16 protein-coding genes and 2 pseudogenes are annotated in these 17141 nt (G+C 34.0%); 17 read left to right on the top strand and 1 reads right to left on the bottom strand.

Translation table 11 applies throughout. The annotated features are described in order from the left end of the window. Positions 1–129: 129 nt before the first annotated feature. The 7 genes and pseudogenes from AN959_RS04065 to AN959_RS22010 all read left to right on the top strand — a co-directional run. Complete coding sequence (locus AN959_RS04065) at positions 130–975, top strand: DUF1028 domain-containing protein (RefSeq protein ID WP_056828511.1); 846 nt, start codon at positions 130–132, stop codon at positions 973–975. Between the two features lie 82 nt (positions 976–1057). Beyond that, positions 1058–1306, top strand: coding sequence for a hypothetical protein (locus AN959_RS04060; protein ID WP_056828510.1), 249 nt, complete (start codon positions 1058–1060; stop codon positions 1304–1306). Positions 1307–1333: 27 nt separating this feature from the next. Next, positions 1334–1522, top strand: coding sequence for a hypothetical protein (locus AN959_RS04055; protein ID WP_056828508.1), 189 nt, complete (start codon positions 1334–1336; stop codon positions 1520–1522). 139 nt (positions 1523–1661) lie between these two features. Next, on the top strand, positions 1662–2033 hold the full coding sequence (locus AN959_RS04050) for a VOC family protein (protein WP_056828506.1): 372 nt from the start codon (positions 1662–1664) through the stop codon (positions 2031–2033). A 140-nt stretch (positions 2034–2173) separates the two neighbouring features. Beyond that, positions 2174–2521: a hypothetical protein gene (locus tag AN959_RS04045; protein WP_056828503.1), complete on the top strand. Its 348-nt coding sequence runs from the start codon at positions 2174–2176 to the stop codon at positions 2519–2521. 477 nt (positions 2522–2998) lie between these two features. Beyond that, entirely contained in the window at positions 2999–3199 is a 201-nt protein-coding gene (locus tag AN959_RS04040; RefSeq protein ID WP_056828500.1) for a hypothetical protein, read from the top strand. A 502-nt stretch (positions 3200–3701) separates the two neighbouring features. Further along, positions 3702–6344: pseudogene (locus tag AN959_RS22010) on the top strand (LamG-like jellyroll fold domain-containing protein); the annotation flags it as partial. A gap of 988 nt (positions 6345–7332) precedes the next feature. Here the strand turns inward: AN959_RS22010 and AN959_RS04030 are convergent. Beyond that, positions 7333–8106, bottom strand: a complete 774-nt coding sequence (locus AN959_RS04030) for a DeoR/GlpR family DNA-binding transcription regulator (RefSeq protein WP_253278882.1) — start codon at positions 8104–8106, stop codon at positions 7333–7335. Between the two features lie 232 nt (positions 8107–8338). Between AN959_RS04030 and AN959_RS04025 the strand changes: the two genes are divergently transcribed. The 10 genes and pseudogenes from AN959_RS04025 to AN959_RS20530 all read left to right on the top strand — a co-directional run. Further along, positions 8339–9472 (top strand): phosphonoacetaldehyde reductase, encoded by a 1134-nt coding sequence (locus AN959_RS04025; RefSeq protein ID WP_056828494.1) that lies wholly within the window; start codon positions 8339–8341, stop codon positions 9470–9472. Between the two features lie 77 nt (positions 9473–9549). Continuing rightward, positions 9550–10578: a PhnD/SsuA/transferrin family substrate-binding protein gene (locus AN959_RS04020; protein WP_056828492.1), complete on the top strand. Its 1029-nt coding sequence runs from the start codon at positions 9550–9552 to the stop codon at positions 10576–10578. Positions 10579–10686: 108 nt separating this feature from the next. Then, on the top strand, positions 10687–11451 hold the full coding sequence (phnC, locus tag AN959_RS04015; protein WP_056828490.1) for a phosphonate ABC transporter ATP-binding protein: 765 nt from the start codon (positions 10687–10689) through the stop codon (positions 11449–11451). Between the two features lie 12 nt (positions 11452–11463). Then, positions 11464–12249, top strand: coding sequence for a phosphonate ABC transporter, permease protein PhnE (phnE, locus tag AN959_RS04010; RefSeq protein ID WP_056828488.1), 786 nt, complete (start codon positions 11464–11466; stop codon positions 12247–12249). Next, positions 12249–13091 carry an ABC transporter permease subunit gene (locus AN959_RS04005; RefSeq protein WP_056828486.1) on the top strand — a complete coding sequence of 281 codons (843 nt, stop codon included), beginning with the start codon at positions 12249–12251 and terminating at the stop codon, positions 13089–13091. Before phnE ends, AN959_RS04005 begins: the two co-directional genes overlap by 1 nt. A 29-nt stretch (positions 13092–13120) precedes the next feature. Continuing rightward, the gene (gene phnW / locus AN959_RS04000; protein WP_056828484.1) at positions 13121–14215 is read left to right on the top strand and encodes a 2-aminoethylphosphonate--pyruvate transaminase; all 1095 of its coding nucleotides are present in this window, start codon (positions 13121–13123) and stop codon (positions 14213–14215) included. Further along, positions 14212–15027 (top strand): phosphonoacetaldehyde hydrolase, encoded by an 816-nt coding sequence (gene phnX, locus AN959_RS03995; protein WP_056828482.1) that lies wholly within the window; start codon positions 14212–14214, stop codon positions 15025–15027. Before phnW ends, phnX begins: the two co-directional genes overlap by 4 nt. Positions 15028–15648: 621 nt before the next feature. Further along, positions 15649–15933 (top strand): hypothetical protein, encoded by a 285-nt coding sequence (locus AN959_RS03990; protein WP_056828481.1) that lies wholly within the window; start codon positions 15649–15651, stop codon positions 15931–15933. A gap of 87 nt (positions 15934–16020) precedes the next feature. After that, complete coding sequence (locus tag AN959_RS03985; RefSeq protein ID WP_056828479.1) at positions 16021–16791, top strand: GNAT family N-acetyltransferase; 771 nt, start codon at positions 16021–16023, stop codon at positions 16789–16791. An 81-nt stretch (positions 16792–16872) separates the two neighbouring features. Next, positions 16873–17108 (top strand): annotated as a pseudogene (locus AN959_RS20530) (helix-turn-helix domain-containing protein); the annotation flags it as partial. Between the last annotated feature and the right edge of the window lie 33 nt (positions 17109–17141).

Below are 17141 nucleotides of genomic sequence, written 5' to 3'. Positions count from 1 at the left end.
AACGAACGTTCAGATTACTTTTACAATCTGGACCCACCCTCTTAAGATAGGGTGGGTTCTTTTAATTGACAGAATATAAAGTTAAAATAGAAGTATACAAGGGTGTGGAAAATGAGAGGGGTACAATAAATGACATTTTCAATTATTGGATATGATCCGCAAACGAAAGAGTTAGGTGTAGCAGTAGCGTCCAAATTTTTAAGCGTAGGAGCAGTCGTTCCTTTTGCAAAATCCGGTGTAGGCGCTATCGCAACCCAATCCTGGGCAAATTTAGATTATGGTAAATATGGACTTGAGTTGCTTGAAATAGGACTGGAACCTAAGGAAGTTTTAAAGAAACTTGTTGAAAATGATGATAGGTCTGCACTTAGGCAGGTAGGAATAGTAGATGCACAGGGAAAAAGTATTACCTTTACAGGCGAGGATTGTTATGATTGGGCAGGTGGTTATGCTGGAGAAAATTTTGCTATACAAGGAAATATTTTAGTGGACCATCACACTGTAGAAGCAATGCAAAATTCTTTTGAGCAAGCAGTGGGTTATTCCTTAGCTGAACGCTTATTAGCTGCTTTGTATGCGGGAGATCTTGCAGGTGGTGACAGCCGTGGAAAACAATCTGCAGCTTTGTTAGTTGTAAAAGAAAATAGCAGCTATGGAGGATTTAATGATCGCTATATTGACCTTCGAGTAGATGATCATGAAGAGCCTGTTAAAGAGTTAGCGCGTTTATTAAAATTACATCGGCTCTATTTTGAAGCTACTCTGCCAGAAGATGTTTTAAAAATAGAAGGTGAACTACAAGAAGAGATTCAAAATTTACTCTATGAAAATGGCCATTTGGATCGAGTTCTTGAAGAACGTGAGGATTTATTAGATGCAGTGCAATCTTACCACCTCATGGAAAACTTTGATGAGCGAGTTCAACAGAGGGGATTTATAGATCAAAAAGTCTTGGATTATATGCGGATTAAATAAATGAGGAGAATCATAGAAAAATAGGGTTCCTCCTTTTGTTAATAAATTATCGGGATAGAATATCTTAAGTGGGGAGAAATAGTTGGAAACAATTGAAATAGTTGAGTTAGACGAAAAGAATTTAGATCATCAGGGATGTTATTGTCTTCGTAGTAAGCCAAATTCAACAGGTTACATAAATAAAAATGAATGGCTTAAAGGAAGTTTCAGTGAAGGTTTAAAGTATATAAAAATTATAGAGAATAACAAACCAGCAGGGTTTATTGAATATGCACCTATTGAAAAATCTTCAAGAGTAGTCTATAGATGGATTGAAATTTGGGAGAAATAACTTAAATATCATCAGGGAGGCAATGTAATGCATACGGTTATGTGGATTTTCTGGGGTTCCATAGTAACTCTCGTTGTAGGCAGCTATCTTGTGGATATTATTACTGGTAGGAAATATAATTTTAAAGAACAGGAAAAGTCATTGGATCAAAACTTTGCGGAAGCCGATTCTTTTCGCGAAGTGGATCGGTATAACCATCAAAATGGGTCGTTTTAAGAGAATCTCTTCTATGAGTTGTGATGCTAAACTTGATTTTAATATAAGGAACAAACTGAAAGGTGTTTTTCAAAGTAATAGTGTATACTTAATTTATGAAATAAATTTTCTAAATTATTAATTTTTTGTTGGAGGAATTATGAAACTAGGCGCATTCTCTGTAAGTTTAAGTGTAAAGGATATTAACAAATCAAAATCATTTTACGAAAACCTAGGATTTCAAGCATTCGGAGGGGATATTACCCAAAAATGGCTCATTATGAAAAATGGAAGTTGCGTAATTGGTCTATTCCAAGGAATGTTTGAAAAGAACATGCTGACTTTTAATCCAGGATGGAATGAAAATGCCGAAAATCTAAATTCGTTTACGGACATTCGAGACATCCAAAATCAGCTTAAAGAAAATGGAATTAAACTACTGTCTGAAGCAGATGAAACAAGCAAAGGGCCAGCACATTTCACAATTGAAGATCCTGATGGAAATACCATTCTTTTAGATCAACACAGATGAAATGAAGGGAGCGATTCTTTATAAGAATCGTTTTTTTTATAGAACAAACGTGTGTTTTAGTTGAAGAGTTCATTGAGTTGCAATGCAGCTCTTTTTTCTTTTTCAACTAACGAAGCAGGTTAGTTGAAGGAGGAATCTATATGGAAAAGTTAAGTAATAGTTATTTAAGGAGGGCACTGCATTTGGGATTTGATGTGGTCTTATATGATCAAGAAGATAGAGAGATTGGATTATACGAATTGAGTGAAAGTCTACATAATGAAATATTTACTTCTAAGAAGCTGTGGCGTAGTTATTTGGAACTTAGAAGTCTTAGCGATTTTTATCTTACTAATGAAACATTTTCAGGAGAGAGACTTTCCAACCTAATAACAGAACTTAATAATTACAAAGTATATATATCGATAAATAAACTTAACGAATTTGAAGAATTTATAAAACAATTGTCCAGTTCGGAAATAGGCAGGGTACATATTGCTGGAGACTAAACGATATTTTATTCTCGTTGAAAAAACGGGTGCTTTAGTTGAAGATTATGGGTTGCATAGGCAACTCTTTTTTCTTTTTGAATTAACATAGCAGATTAGTTGAAGAAGACATATCTATTAACGAAATACTATCAGTAGATAAACAAGGAGGTTAGTTATATGACACATCCATATGAAATATTTGAAGGAACAAATTTATGGGACATTATTATAAAGGAATTAATGACCTTGTAGAAAATAATGACATTGAAGAAACGACTCAAAGAGAATATATCGTTGGCTATTATAGTTAAATTATCAAATTCCTTATTCAACTAACCGGTGCTTTAGTTAATCAGACCATCATTTCGATGGTCTATTTTTAGGTCCAAAACATCAAAAAGATTTGGTAATGCAGTGTGAAAAACTAACGCAGCAGTTTAGTTAAAGAAGAGTACAAAATGAAAAGTTTTATCTATATATAAGGGGTATTGTCTTTTGTTTATGTTATTTGAAAAAATAGGTTTGAATCATAAGAAGATACATTTTGCGTTTGGAATTTTACTAATATTGACTGGTTTATTGATGGAAATAGAAATTTATATGAAAAACATGCAACTGGAACTATTTGAAAACAATGATTATAAGCAGACGAAAAAATATCAAAATGGTGTTTTCAAAACGAAGAATGAAATCTAGAATCCTCTTCATGATGATAGAAATAATCAAAGAATTTTAGAGTTAATTCAATCTACACAAGAAATTACACAAATAGACTCTGATGAGGCTAATAATTGAGGCACCAGAATTAAGTACTAAGGGGACAATGAAATGTTTTATATTCTTCCTATAAAAATAATTATGAGGGAATTGTAATTATTCCATGTTTTCTCTGTGAATAAAGTTAATGTTATGTAAATATATTGTTTTTCATATTGTAAAACAGCAAAAAAACGATTATTCTTGCACTGTCAAGCAAAAGTTATGGCAAAAGCAGGTGATGGAATTGGATGAGAATTGAAGCAAATGTATTTTGAATGTGCAGGAGCAATATTAGATTAGTATAAACCTCCAATGAAAAAAGAAAGCAAAGTTCAGACCGAATTTATTCTCTATTCTTAGGATGTTCACCAAATCAATTCAAAAACTAATTGATGTAGTAATACGCTCGTAAACACTTTGAAATGAAAGGACGTTAATCATGAATAAATCAAGTGCAGTTTTATCTTCTACTTTAGCGCTATTAATATTAGGTCAAAGCTCTGTATTAGCGGAGTCTCAAGTTGTTGAGAGGGTACCACATTCTCAGCAGTCTGTTCTGTCGAGCAATATAGAGGGAGTAATTTTTGACCCCGCAAAGAATAATTCAGTGCAATTAAATAATATGTTGGAAAATGTTCCATCAACATTTGAAATGTTGGTAAAATTTGATCCTAATCCAAATCAGCGTCAAATTTTGTTTGGGAATTATAGATCGGGCAATAAAACTGCGTTTAATATTGAATTAACAGCTGATAATCAACTTAGATATTTTGAAATAAATGAGTTCGGCACAATTGATAAAAAAACCAATGGAGCAAATATTACAACGGGTGAATGGAAACATATTGTTGTAACAAGAGACGTTGCGAATAAAAAAATAACCTTTATTCAAGATGGTAAAGTAATAGCATCGTTTGATAACGTTGATTTAGTTGAAGATCTTGCATTTGAAAATTATCATAGTATTGGTAAAGATACTAGAGATCAATATCACTCCAGAGCAGAAATAAAAGAAGTTCGTTTATGGACCGATGTTCGTACATTGGAAGAAATTAAAGCGAATGTAGATATAGACATTAAAGGCGATGAAGCTGGTTTGATGCATGCTTGGACAATGGACCAATCTATTTATTACGGATTGAATATAATACATGATAAAGTTGGAAAAAATGATGGAACTGCTTTTGGATTCCAAAAGGAGTATGTAATTGAAACATCTTATGAAAGTGAATTCGAAGGAACTGGTATTGATTTCACAAATGGTGATTTAGAAATTGCTACTGATGAACCTATTACAGCAGCGCCACGTACTGTTGAAGCATGGGTAAAGATTCCATCTGATACACCAAAAAACCAACGTGTAGGGAATATTATTGGGAATTTCTATCAAGAGTACTACAAAGACAAATCACGATTTAACTTTGAAATTACAAGCAACGGAAATCCTAGAGTTTACTGGCAAGATCATACAGATCATACTCTCGATTATTCAACGAATGTAAATGTGAATATTGGCGATTGGGTACATGTTGCAATGGTATTGGATGACGGGCAGAATATTGGAACGACGTATATTAATGGAGAAAAAATTAATGAGCAATATACAAATGCACCTATTCCAAATACCCCTCCTAGAGAGGAACTAAAAATCGGTTCGGATTATAGGGGTTATACAGCAGATGGAAAACCTGAATATAATTTTAAAGGTGAAATTGCTGATGTTCGTTTATGGTCTACTGCTAGAACCAAAGAAGAAATTAAAGCGAATTATGACAGCACTTTAGAAGGAAATGAAGAAGGACTAATTGGGAATTGGAAGCTAGATGATGCTAAGGGTGGAATGTATCCAGATCAATCAGATAAAAAGAACCATGGATATGAATATGATAATGAGACGAGCAACTGGATTGAGCCTGATTTTGTAGAAGGGGATTATTCTATTGCTGTTATTCCTGACACACAGTACTTTGTTGAACATTACCCGAATGAATTTAAAAATTATATGAATTGGTTTAAAGACAATACGGACAAGTTTAAAATAGAACTCGTAATGCAAGTGGGAGATTTAGTTAATAATCCCGGGAGTATAAAGGAATGGCAGACTGTTCAGGAAGGTATGTCATATTTAGATGGGGTTGTTCCTTATGTTTTTGTACCTGGAAATCATGATTATAACGATCAATACAACCGTACTACAACGAATTTCAATCAGTATTTCTCATATGAAAAATATTCAAAAGCACCTACGTTTGGGGGAGGTTTTGAAGTAGGCAAAATGGAAAATACGTACTCTTACTTCGAAATACAAGGGGTAGAGTATATGGTGATTAACCTAGAGTATGGCCCAAGAGATAAGGTTCTGGAGTGGGCTAACCAAATAGCAAAAGACAATACTGACAAAAAAATTATTGTAAATACTCACTCGTACATGTATCACAATGGAGATCATCACACTCTTTCTCACATGGATGACCCAGGAAGCTATATTTCTGATGCAAATAATGGCGATCAAATTTGGGACAAGTTTGTAAAGAAGCATGAAAATATTATTTTAGTAACAGCTGGGCATATTGGTAGTGAGGATTTAGTTGTTAGAGAAGACATCGGCGATCATGGTAACTCCATTAAACAAGTGTTAGTAGATGCTCAGTTCATGAAGCCATATGATTTAGGTATGGTTATGCTCATGACCTTCAAAAAAGGAAGCAATGATGTCGAAGTGAACTGGTATTCCGTAAAGAAGGACAGGCTGCTTCGTGCTGACAACCAATTTACTATGAATCTAAACATTTATAATGAGAAGAATCCCCAAAAATTTATTGGTGATGTAAATGGTGACAACGTCATAGATATTAAAGATGCTTTTTTCTTAAAAAATCATATCAATAAGCCTGGTAGAGGACCAGAAAAAGCAGATATTAATCAAGATGGAACCATCGATGTTAAGGATATGAAAATTATCGTTCAAAATTATTTAAGTGTGAATGAAAAAGTAGAAAATGCGCCAGTCCCAAAAGAGAAGCATGGGGGCAAAACACTTGAAGATATTCTTGAAGAGTTAGGTTTAAATGATTTATTAAATNAAAAATTTTAGAAGTCTAACATAGATTCATCAGTTAGACTTCTATTTTTTGGGGGAATGATTTTTCTGTAGTATTATTTTGATTTGCGTATAAGTAAGAAATTTCTCAATCGAAAGCTAATGACCATGCATTTGTTGCTTAAATTTTGTCAATCAACTTTTGATATATTGTTTGTTGTTTTAAGTTATCTAATCGATATATGTAAGTTCTCACACTTCAACTTTCCGTTTCACCTACAGTTCTGAAGCGGGTGTATTGTACCTGTTGCTATGCTTTCGGCACAGACAAATTATTGTGTAAAAGCCAGATTGGTGAAGATGACGATAACCCCCACTGATTAAAGTTTCACATTATACAATATAGATGTTTTTTTATTACTTTTTTTCTTTTTCTGATCTTTGTTGAACAGTGATAATATTATAGCAATTATCATTAAAGATAGTCCCAACATAAAAAAATATTTGGTCAGTTCATTAGTGGATTATGGGAGGAAATTATATATTCTAGGTAATGAGTTAGAAGAGGTTATTCCTGCACTGATACCTAAGGGTTATGATTTTACAGTTGAATTTGAGATATTTCAAAGGGTGAAGCTACAGAGATTGTTGGTTTTATTAAGGCTAAAAAATTAGATAACATATGTTCAATGACAGCAGAAAAGATATATTTAGATGGCCGATCTATCACGTTGAAAGAGTTTCTTAGAGGACAAAGGAAGATAGTTGAGTTTTAGCGAAATTGAAAGATATCTAGCCCTAATTCTTATTCAACTAACGGGTGCTTTAATTGAAGTTGCTTAGGAACTCTTTTTTCTTATTGAACTAACGACGCAGGTTAGTTAAAGAGTTTTGTTTAACTTGTGTTCAACAATTGGGCCAGACTGCTGAACAAATATCAATGCTAGATAGGACATTTTGTGCTTTTTATACTGAGGCTAAATAACAATTCCTTTTGCAAAATGAAATTAGAGTTCTAACACATTGTGGCTTAATGTGGAGAAAGAATCCGAATATCCTGGTTGCTATATTCCTCTACCATATTAGAAGATAATGAACTATCAGTAACGATCAGGTCAATATCCTTTAGTGGACAAATATTGATGTAAGAAGATGTCTCAAACTTTGATGCATCAGCAACGACTACTTTATATTTTGTCCGTGACATAATGGTTTGAATAACGCCTATTTCATGCATTCTGAAATCCGTTAAACCGTGTTCAAGCGATAATGCATTCACCGTGATAAAAGCAATATCAATATTGAAATTAGACAAGATTTCTTCACATTGTTTCCCATATAAAGTAAATTCATCTGGATTAAAAAAGCCGCCGGTGAGGATGACATTGAAATGTTTATTCGCTCCAAGAATCGATAAAATGCGAAGATCGTTTGTAATAATGGTTAATCTCTTAAAACTTTCAACAAGTACTTTTGCAATTTCGATCGTCGTAGTTCCTCCGTTTAGAGCAATCGCTTGCCCCTCTTCAATTAATTCAATTGCTAATGACGCAACTTCTTGTTTTTTTTCTAGATTTTTGACTTCTCTTTCATTAAAAAGCTTATTTACTACATTATCCGTATTTTGGATTAAAATAGCCCCGCCGTGAACGCGTTTTACGTTGCCTTTATTCTCAAGAACCTCTAAATCTCTTCTTACAGTATCAATTGAGACATCCAATAATGTAGCAAGCTCAGAAGCTTTTACAGCTTTTTGTTGTTTTAAAAAGGATTCAATCATTTGATGTCTTTGTTCTTGTAACATCACGAAGTACTCCCCCTACTTTAATATAACTTGTATAAAAATAGTAACACAAATCCCAAAAAAGCAAAACAATGCATAAAAAAGCAATTTGTAAAGTTAAAAGTATATGTTCTTTATGAAAACAGTGTAAAGGTTATGTAATTAAAGTGTAAAAGCCCTTGTAAAACTGCAAAAAACGGATTAATCTTGCATTGTAAGCAAATGAAAACCGAAAAAGAAGGGAAAAAACTGAATGGGAAACTATTATAATCCAGTCAAAATTAAAATAGCTGCAATAGATGTTATCGAGGATGTCTTCAATACAATCAATCCTCCACTTAAAAATATTGTCCTTTTACATCGAGGAGGTAATTTTTTAGAAATGGAGGCTGGACGTACACTCAACAAAGTTCTTGAGGGTTACGAGGTTAAACAATTAGCAGTGAACATATCCAATCCTGATGTAGAAGACTTGTTTCACTACTATAAACAAATTGAAAGCTTCGATTATCAATGCATAGTAGGGATTGGGGGCGGCAGTGTTCTTGATCTTTCTAAATCTTTAGCTGCCTTAAAGAATATGAAAATAGATTCTACTTCTACTTTACGCTCTGTAATTAAACAAAAGCTTTATATAGAAAATCAAAATTTCGTCCCATGGATAGGGATTCCGACAACCTCAGGTACGGGTTCCGAGGTTACTTGCTGGGCAACGATTTGGGATCGCGCTAATGGAGTGAAATTGTCAGTGGATTGGGAAAAACTATATGCACATACCGCTATCATTGACCCGACTCTGACAGCATCATTACCGAAGGAATTAACGGCTGCAACTGCTTTAGATGCTTTATGTCATGCTACTGAGGCTTACTGGTCAAAAAGCTCCAATGAAATTTCAAGAATCTATTCATTAGAAGCGATTAATCGAATAGTCAACAATTTTGAAAGTGTATTAAATCATCCGAATGATATTACATTAAGGAAAGAAATTGCTATAGGAAGCTTGTATGGAGGTCTAGCTTTTAGCAATACAAGAACAACGGCATGCCATTCCATCTCATATCCGCTCACATTGGAACTTGGAATGGTTCACGGGATTGCGGCAAGTATTACTTTGGCGAAAGTGATGGAAATCAATTTTGAATCGATTATTGAAAACGATAAGCTGCTTCAAGCCTTTGGAGTAAACAGTGTGAGTGAAATCCAGGAGCTTATCGAGCATTTCCATCAACTATCGGGTTTCTCAAGCAAGCTCAGAGACTACAAGGCGAATGAAGAAATAATTGAAAAAATAGCCAGTAACGCCTTTACAAAGGACCGGATGGATAATAACCCAGTTGCTTTAACAAAAGAAGATGTCACTCAAATTCTACTATCTATTTATTAATAAGAAAGATACGGAAGCTAGACAACAACCTAAGTTCAAAAATATAAAAAATTTATTTTTAAAAAAGGGAGAAAAAAATGAAGACTAAATTTATGTTTACAATGCTTTTAATAATCACTGTTTTGTTAACGGCGTGCGCTGGAGGAAATGATGTTGCAGAAGTGGATGATGTGATAAAAATTGTTTGGTATCCGAATGAATCTGGTGAAGACATAAAATCATCTCGTGAAGAAATTGGACGACTGATTTCAGAGGCTACAGGGAAAAAAGTGGAGCATCAATTAACAACTGACTATGCTATTGCAATTGAAACATTAGTGAATAACAATGCGGACTTTGCATTTATGGGATCCCAAAGTTATATTCAAGCAAAAAATAGAAATGATGCGATTCAAACAATTGCAGTAAGATCTGGTGAATCCGGAAGTTTGGATGATGCTAAATATTATAGCTGGTTAGCAGTTAATGTGGACGAACAAGACAAGTACAAAGTAAATGGTGAATTTTCACTTGATACGATTGCCAATACAAAATTTTCATTCGTATCAAACAGCTCAACATCGGGATTTAAAGTACCGTCATCAAGTATTATTGCTCATTTCGCACAACAAGAAAAATATGCAAATTTAACAGAAGAGGATTTAATGGAAGGCGGCCAGTTATTCTCCCAAGTATTATTTGGTAACTCTCACCAAGGTTCGGCAGTCAATTTATTAACTGGTAATGCCGATGTTGCAGCATTTTGTGATACTTGTGTAGAGGATTATGTGGAGATTGCTGAAGGGGATGAAAATACAGTCGGTGCTGTTTATCGTGTTAAAGATGGTGCAGCAGAACCTTTTAATACGGTTGCAGACAAGGAATTTACATTAATGAATGCAACACCAGTATTAAATGAACCATTCGTAGTAAACATGGATTTAATCGGTCAAGAGGATTTTGATATAATTCAAGACTTATTAACTTCAGATGAATTTTCAAACAATGAAAAAATCTTTTCTCCTGAAGGTTCAGAACAGGCAGCTTTATTCACTAAAAAAGATAAAGAAAGACTAATTGCTGTAGAAGATGAATGGTATGATCCAATCCGAGAACTTTCAAAGTAATACACCAATTCGTTAATAGGAACAACGAAAGGAAGAAGAGTGTGTATATGAGAATATTTGTTATACACACTCTTACTTGCTAATTAAACCAAAAAGGAGCCACTTCAAATGTCTTTGTTACAGATAGAGGGACTTGGAAAATCATATACGGCAGATAAACAAATACTAAAGAATGTTAATTTTAAAATAAAAGCGGGAGAATTTGTTTCCATCATTGGTCCATCAGGTGCTGGTAAATCTACTATGTTGCGCTGTATTAATCGAATGGTTGAATTTAATGAAGGAAAAATTATTTTTAATCATCAGGATGTTGGAAGTCTGAATAACAAAGAGTTACGTAAATTACGAACGAATATTGGGATGGTGTTTCAGCACTATAACCTCGTCCCTCGTTTGACAGTGATTGAGAATGTACTCCACGGCAGATTTGGTTATAAAACAACGCTACAAGGAGTTTCAGGCAGATATACGGAGGAGGAAAAAGAACGTGCCTTTTACTTGCTGGAGAAACTAGGAATTCATGAACATGCTTATAAGCGATGTGACCAATTAAGTGGTGGTCAGCAACAGCGGGTAGGGATTTGCAGAGCACTGATTCAAGAGCCGAAATTGATTCTTTGTGATGAACCAATAGCTTCACTTGATCCGAGTTCTTCTAAGGTTATCATGGACCATTTAAAATCCATAAGTACCGAAATGGGCATTACATGTTTAGTGAATTTACACCAAGTAGAAGTTGCACAGCATTATTCAGATCATATCATCGGGTTGAATAAAGGTGAAGTTGTATTTCGTGGAGAGGGCAGTGAACTTTCTGATGAACAAATTCAAAAAATTTATGAAACAAATACGAAAGACCTAATAACTGCGTAAGGAGAAAAAAACGTGAATGAAAAAACAATGCGAAAAAGCAGATGGCAGACAGTAATATTTCTCCTCATTATCATCGTTCTTACCTATTTATCATCAGCTATTACAAGATTTAATTTTGTAGAGGGAATGGCAACAATCCCTGAAGCAATAGGTTGGATTTTCTCTAATTTAATGGTAACGCAGGAGTCGATGGATAAATTACCTAAAATACTAGAAAAGTTAGCTGAAACCATTTTTATGTCCATTGCGGCGACAACTATAGCAGCTGTTGTATCCCTCTTTTTGGGACTATTTGGATCAAAAACAACAAAAGTAAACAACTTTTTAAGTGTCTTTGCTCGTTTTATTGCTTCCGTATCAAGAAATATTCCAGTGGTTGCATGGTCCTTGGTTTTGCTTCTTTCTTTTGGGCAAAATTCAGTGACAGGATTTCTCGCTCTATTTATCGGGACAGTAGGATTTTTAACAAGGGCATTTATCGAATCGATTGATGAAGCCAGTCAAAGCTCTGTTGAAGCATTAACCGCAACGGGAGCAACCTATTTCCAAATTGTGAGTAAGGCAGTTATACCGCAATGCTTACCACAGATGCTCAGTTGGGTGTTGTTTATGGTTGAAACCAATGTTAGAAATGCTACTTTGGTAGGAATCTTAACGGGTACGGGAATTGGATATACGTTTGATGTGTATTACAAGATGTTAAATTATAATGCCGTAGCACTTGTGACATTATGTATTGTCATTACCGTGATTATTGTGGATCTTATTTCAAATTATGTACGGAAGGTGATTTTATAATGGAAGCATCTTATATTCGAAGAACGAAAGACGGTCGTATTCATATAAAATCAGGTAGCAAAGGTGATCAAGTCGTAAGATGGACGTTATTAATTCTCTTAGTTTTAACGGTTGTTGGTTTTCTATTATTTAACTATACCGGGTTGGATTTAGGCTCAGCGATTGCAGAAACAGCTTATAACTTGAAAGTGATGTTTTTTGAACCGACATTAAGTCATTTTAATTTAGGAGAAGCCGTCTATCAAGTTGGGATTACACTTGGTTTAGCATTTTTGGCTACGATTATCGGAGCCATTATTGCCTTTTTCCTTTCTTTAATGGCCGCAACGAATTTAGCACCTGCATGGGTATCGAGAATCGTTCGTATATTTGTTGCTGTTATTCGGGCTGTTCCAACAGTATTATGGGTGTTAATCTTTGCGATTGCCGCTGGGTTAGGAAGTGAAGCGGCGGTTCTTGGGATGCTATTTCATTCTATCGCTTATTTAGTTAAAGCATTTTCAGAGGCATTTGAAGAAGTCGATAAAGGAATCTTTGAAGCGCTGCAATCAACTGGTGCTAACTGGTGGCATATCGTGAGAAGTGGTGTCTTACCAACTACTATAACTTATTTATTGTCATGGGTTTTCTTGCGATTCGAAATTAATTTTGGAGTAGCCGTAGCAATGGGAGCAGCAGCTGGTGCAGGCGGAATTGGATTTGAGCTTTTCATGGCTTCTGGATTCTACTTCGATCTACGCGAGGTTGGCTTTATTACCTATGCCATTCTCATTATTGCCTTTCTATTAGAGGTGACTTCAACCCGTTTGAAAAGACGATACTTCCCAGCAACTTCTGACTAAATCATAAAAGTAGGAGGATATAGATAACCATGAATCACTACAAACTTTTAACACCTGGGCCTTTGACGACGACAAGCAGTGTAAAAGAGGAAATGCTGTTAGACCGTTGTACTTGGGACAATGACTATAAAATCATTACGCAAAAAATAAGAGCTAAGCTTCTCGAATTAGCAGGAGCTAATCATGAAGAATATACAACAGTACTTATGCAAGGAAGTGGTACGTTTGCCGTTGAAGCTGTGATGAATTCTACTATTTCGAAGAAAGATAAGGTTTTAATTATCACGAATGGTGCATATGGAGAAAGAATTGTTAAAGTAGCCAAATACATTGGACTAGCATTTATGGAGTATAGTGTTTCTTACAATAAATATCCAAATGAAGAGGAAATTAGGAGTATCTTAAAAGAGGAACAAAATATTACTCATATAGTCATGGTCCACTGTGAAACAACAACAGGCATATTAAATCCAATTGAGATGATTTCAAAACTGTCAAAGGAATTTGAGAAATCGTTAATCATTGATGCCATGAGTAGTTTCGGTGGAATGGAGATTAATGTTCCTGAACTAGGGATTGATTATTTAATTAGCAGTGCCAATAAATGCATTCAAGGGGTTCCTGGTTTTGCTTTTGTCATTGCTAGATTAGAGAAGCTAATAACTTGTGAAGGTAATTCAAGCAGTTTGTCATTCGATTTATATGATCAATGGAAGGAAATGGAACAGGACGGGAAATGGCGTTTTACTTCTCCGACACATGTAGTGGCTGCGTTTTCTAAGGCCCTTGATGAATTAGATGAAGAAGGTGGCATTCCAGCAAGGTTTTCCCGTTATCAGAGTAATAATCGGATATTAAGAGAGAGACTTAAAAAAATAGGATTTCAAGCCTATTTATCAGATGAAAAACAATCTCCTATTATTACAACCTTTCTTTTTCCGGATGATTGCTTTAATTTTGAACACTTTTATACATTTGTTAAGAAGAGAGGCTATGTACTTTATCCGGGTAAATTGACAAATGAAAATACATTTCGAATCGGAAATATTGGTGAGATTTATGAAGCCGATATTGAAGAATTATGTAATATTATAGAATCTTACATGGGAGTGGTGAAAAAATGAACAAAGTAGAGGGAGTTATTTTTGATTGGGCTGGTACAACAGTCGATTTTGGTTGCTTTGCACCAGTAAACGTATTTATTGATATTTTTAAAAATGCAGGAATTGAAGTAACCATGGAAGAAGCAAGAGAACCAATGGGAATGTTGAAAATTGACCATATTCGCGCGATGCTGTCCATGCCTAGAATCTCCACAAAATGGGAAGAAAAATACAAAAGACCATTTAATGAACAAGATGTAGCGAATCTATATTCTGAATTTGAAACTGCCCTCATGTCTTCTTTAATCGAGTATACAGATCCAATTCCAGAGGTTGTGGAGACTGTGCAAATATTAAGAAACCAAGGATTGAAAGTCGGTTCAACAACAGGATATACACAAACTATGATGGATGTTGTAGTTCCTAATGCTTTGAAAAAAGGCTATGGTCCAGATTTTTATATTACACCGGATGGAACAAATTCTTTTGGAAGACCGTATCCTTATATGATATATCGCAATATGGAAGCATTAGAATTATCAGCATCATGGAAGGTAGTAAAAGTAGGAGATACTACCTCTGATATTAAAGAGGCGGTTAATGCAGGTGTTTGGTCAGTGGGTATCGTGATAGGTAGCTCTGAAATGGGATTAAGTATAGATGAATTTAATGCTCTATCTAAAGAAGGTCAAGAGAAAGTGATCTCTAAAACAGAAAAATCCTTTTTACAAAATGGGGCAGATTTTACAATCAAATCGATGACCGAATTGCCACCATTAATTGAGAGAATTAATTACCTTATTTCAGATGGAAAAAGACCTAATGTTAAATAAGCTAACTAAAAGATTGACGGGGTTAGTAATTTTAAGCTATGGACATTATAGTTAAATCAATTAATGCTAAAGGTTTAGAAAAGTTTAAATCAACCACGTCAACACGTTGTCTGGCTAGTAACAAAGATATACGATGGATGAATACTATATAGCTGATATAAAGTTATATAATTAAAGTCAATAGGTAATAGCCTGTTAGGAAAATGAATATTCTATATCGGACAACTGAGAGCAAACCTTTAATACAGGTTTTGCTCTTGTTTTATTTCCTAAAAATGCAAAATTTAAAAAGTATCAGATGGTTCAAGTGAATAAATACAGGATAAAAATAATCCGTTAATCTGAATGAATTACAAAGACTTAAATAGCATGTGTCGTATGCAGCAAATAACGGCTATTGATGTTTCTCTTTTATGCCGGGGGAATGATAAGTTCTGTTCTTTAACTAACGGATGCTTTAGTTAAACAAGACAATCATTTTGATGGTCTATTTTTATCTTTAGATTATCAAGTAGTTTTCGACGATTGTTTGTGAAATGTTACACTTAAACTAACGGGGCAGGTTAGTTTAATAAGGTTTTTGGTTTTAATGGTAAAATGTGTTTATGGAGGGAGAGTTAAATGACTAATTTTTTCTTAATACTTATGGGCTTTTTTATTGTAATTGCAAATATTATTGGATTTATATTTTACAAAAAAAAGAAAAATTTATATTTTGCTGCTTTTATAATATTGATATTAGCATTTTTATTGGGGGCATTTGGTGGTGCATTAGCAGTATTTATCATTAATGATGCTTTTGCAATATTTTATGGTTTCCGAGTTGGACAATATCTAATAGTAAATAGTGTCATCGTTTTTTTAATTGCAATTTTAGTAACTGTAATAAAGAAATTTAGGAACTAAAAATGTAAATCACGATTATGGCTTTTTCTTATTGAACTAAAGGAGCAGGTAATGCTATAAAGAACCACTTGATGGAGGTATAACTAAATGATTATAGTGCCAAAAGAACATTTTAATATAATAAAAGAGAAAATTAAAGAAGCACCAACATTTGTATTTAGCGTTTTAGATTACATTATTAAAGGAACTGTACTTGCAGATTCCACCAATTATGAATCATTGCTTATTAAAACCGATTCAGGGTTGTATTACGTTACAGGGCAATCATCCGATGAGCTATTTCTTAAGAACATAGTTAGAATAAATGAGGAGTCAGTAAATCAAGGGAAAAGATTTACATTATTTTCTACTAACACTACTTGGAATCAAGCAATTGAAAAATGCCTCGATAATAAAGTAAGAAAAATACAACGTTATGGTTTCTCTTATGATTTAGTGGCATATAAAAATAGAAAAAGAAGCGTTAATAGTGAGTATGATGTTACAAAAATTAATCAATATTTGATTGAACATTGTTTGGAATTTGATAAAAAATATTATGAGGAATATTGGGATTCCACGGAGAATTTCCTTCAAAATGGGATTGGTTTTTGTGTGAAGGATGGAGAAAGGATTATCGGCGAAGTAGTTTCCATTTTTAAATCTAGTAATTATGCGGAAGTAGATATAATAACCGACTCCAATTACAGAGGAAAAGGGTTAGCAAGTATTGTAGCTGAACAATTTATAGATTATTGTCTTTCCCATAATATTCAACCTCGTTGGGATTGTGATGTTGATAATGTTGCTTCAATCAATTTAGGTAGTAAATTAGGGTTTAATAATCCAAAAGAATATACTGTCTATATTAAAATATAGTTCATTATGGTGGACATTAGTTAAGCAAATAATAAAAATTCTTATTCAACTAACGGGTGCTTTAGTTAAACAAGTGGCTGCCTGGCTGGTGTTAACCAATTAGAACGAGATCTTATTCATATACGTCAACGTGAAGGGATTGATCTGGCCAAGAAAGAAGGAAAATTTAAAGACCGATTAAAGAAATATCATAAAAATCATGCTGGAATGCAGTGAAGCTATATAAAGAAGGAAATATGACTGTAAATCAAATTTGTGAAATTACAAATGTGTCTAGGGCCTCATTATATAGAAAGCTATCAGAAGGGAACAGTTGATGGGTTATACTAAAAATCGGAAAAATATAGTAG

The organism is Psychrobacillus sp. FJAT-21963, from assembly GCF_001420585.1.
GTDB lineage: Bacteria > Bacillota > Bacilli > Bacillales_A > Planococcaceae > Psychrobacillus.
This window is presented reverse-complemented; position numbering and strand designations above follow the sequence as displayed.

Bases quoted from the DNA above. Each gene is read 5' to 3' on its own strand.
- AN959_RS04065 (WP_056828511.1), top strand. From the start codon at position 130: ATGACATTTTCAATTATTGGATATGATCCGCAAACGAAAGAGTTAGGT.
- AN959_RS04055 (WP_056828508.1), top strand. From the start codon at position 1,334: ATGCATACGGTTATGTGGATTTTCTGGGGTTCCATAGTAACTCTCGTT.
- AN959_RS04050 (WP_056828506.1), top strand. From the start codon at position 1,662: ATGAAACTAGGCGCATTCTCTGTAAGTTTAAGTGTAAAGGATATTAAC.
- AN959_RS04045 (WP_056828503.1), top strand. From the start codon at position 2,174: ATGGAAAAGTTAAGTAATAGTTATTTAAGGAGGGCACTGCATTTGGGA.
- AN959_RS04030 (WP_253278882.1), bottom strand. From the start codon at position 8,106: ATGTTACAAGAACAAAGACATCAAATGATTGAATCCTTTTTAAAACAA.
- AN959_RS04025 (WP_056828494.1), top strand. From the start codon at position 8,339: ATGGGAAACTATTATAATCCAGTCAAAATTAAAATAGCTGCAATAGAT.
- AN959_RS04020 (WP_056828492.1), top strand. From the start codon at position 9,550: ATGAAGACTAAATTTATGTTTACAATGCTTTTAATAATCACTGTTTTG.
- phnC (WP_056828490.1), top strand. From the start codon at position 10,687: ATGTCTTTGTTACAGATAGAGGGACTTGGAAAATCATATACGGCAGAT.
- AN959_RS04005 (WP_056828486.1), top strand. From the start codon at position 12,249: ATGGAAGCATCTTATATTCGAAGAACGAAAGACGGTCGTATTCATATA.
- phnW (WP_056828484.1), top strand. From the start codon at position 13,121: ATGAATCACTACAAACTTTTAACACCTGGGCCTTTGACGACGACAAGC.
- phnX (WP_056828482.1), top strand. From the start codon at position 14,212: ATGAACAAAGTAGAGGGAGTTATTTTTGATTGGGCTGGTACAACAGTC.
- AN959_RS03990 (WP_056828481.1), top strand. From the start codon at position 15,649: ATGACTAATTTTTTCTTAATACTTATGGGCTTTTTTATTGTAATTGCA.
- AN959_RS03985 (WP_056828479.1), top strand. From the start codon at position 16,021: ATGATTATAGTGCCAAAAGAACATTTTAATATAATAAAAGAGAAAATT.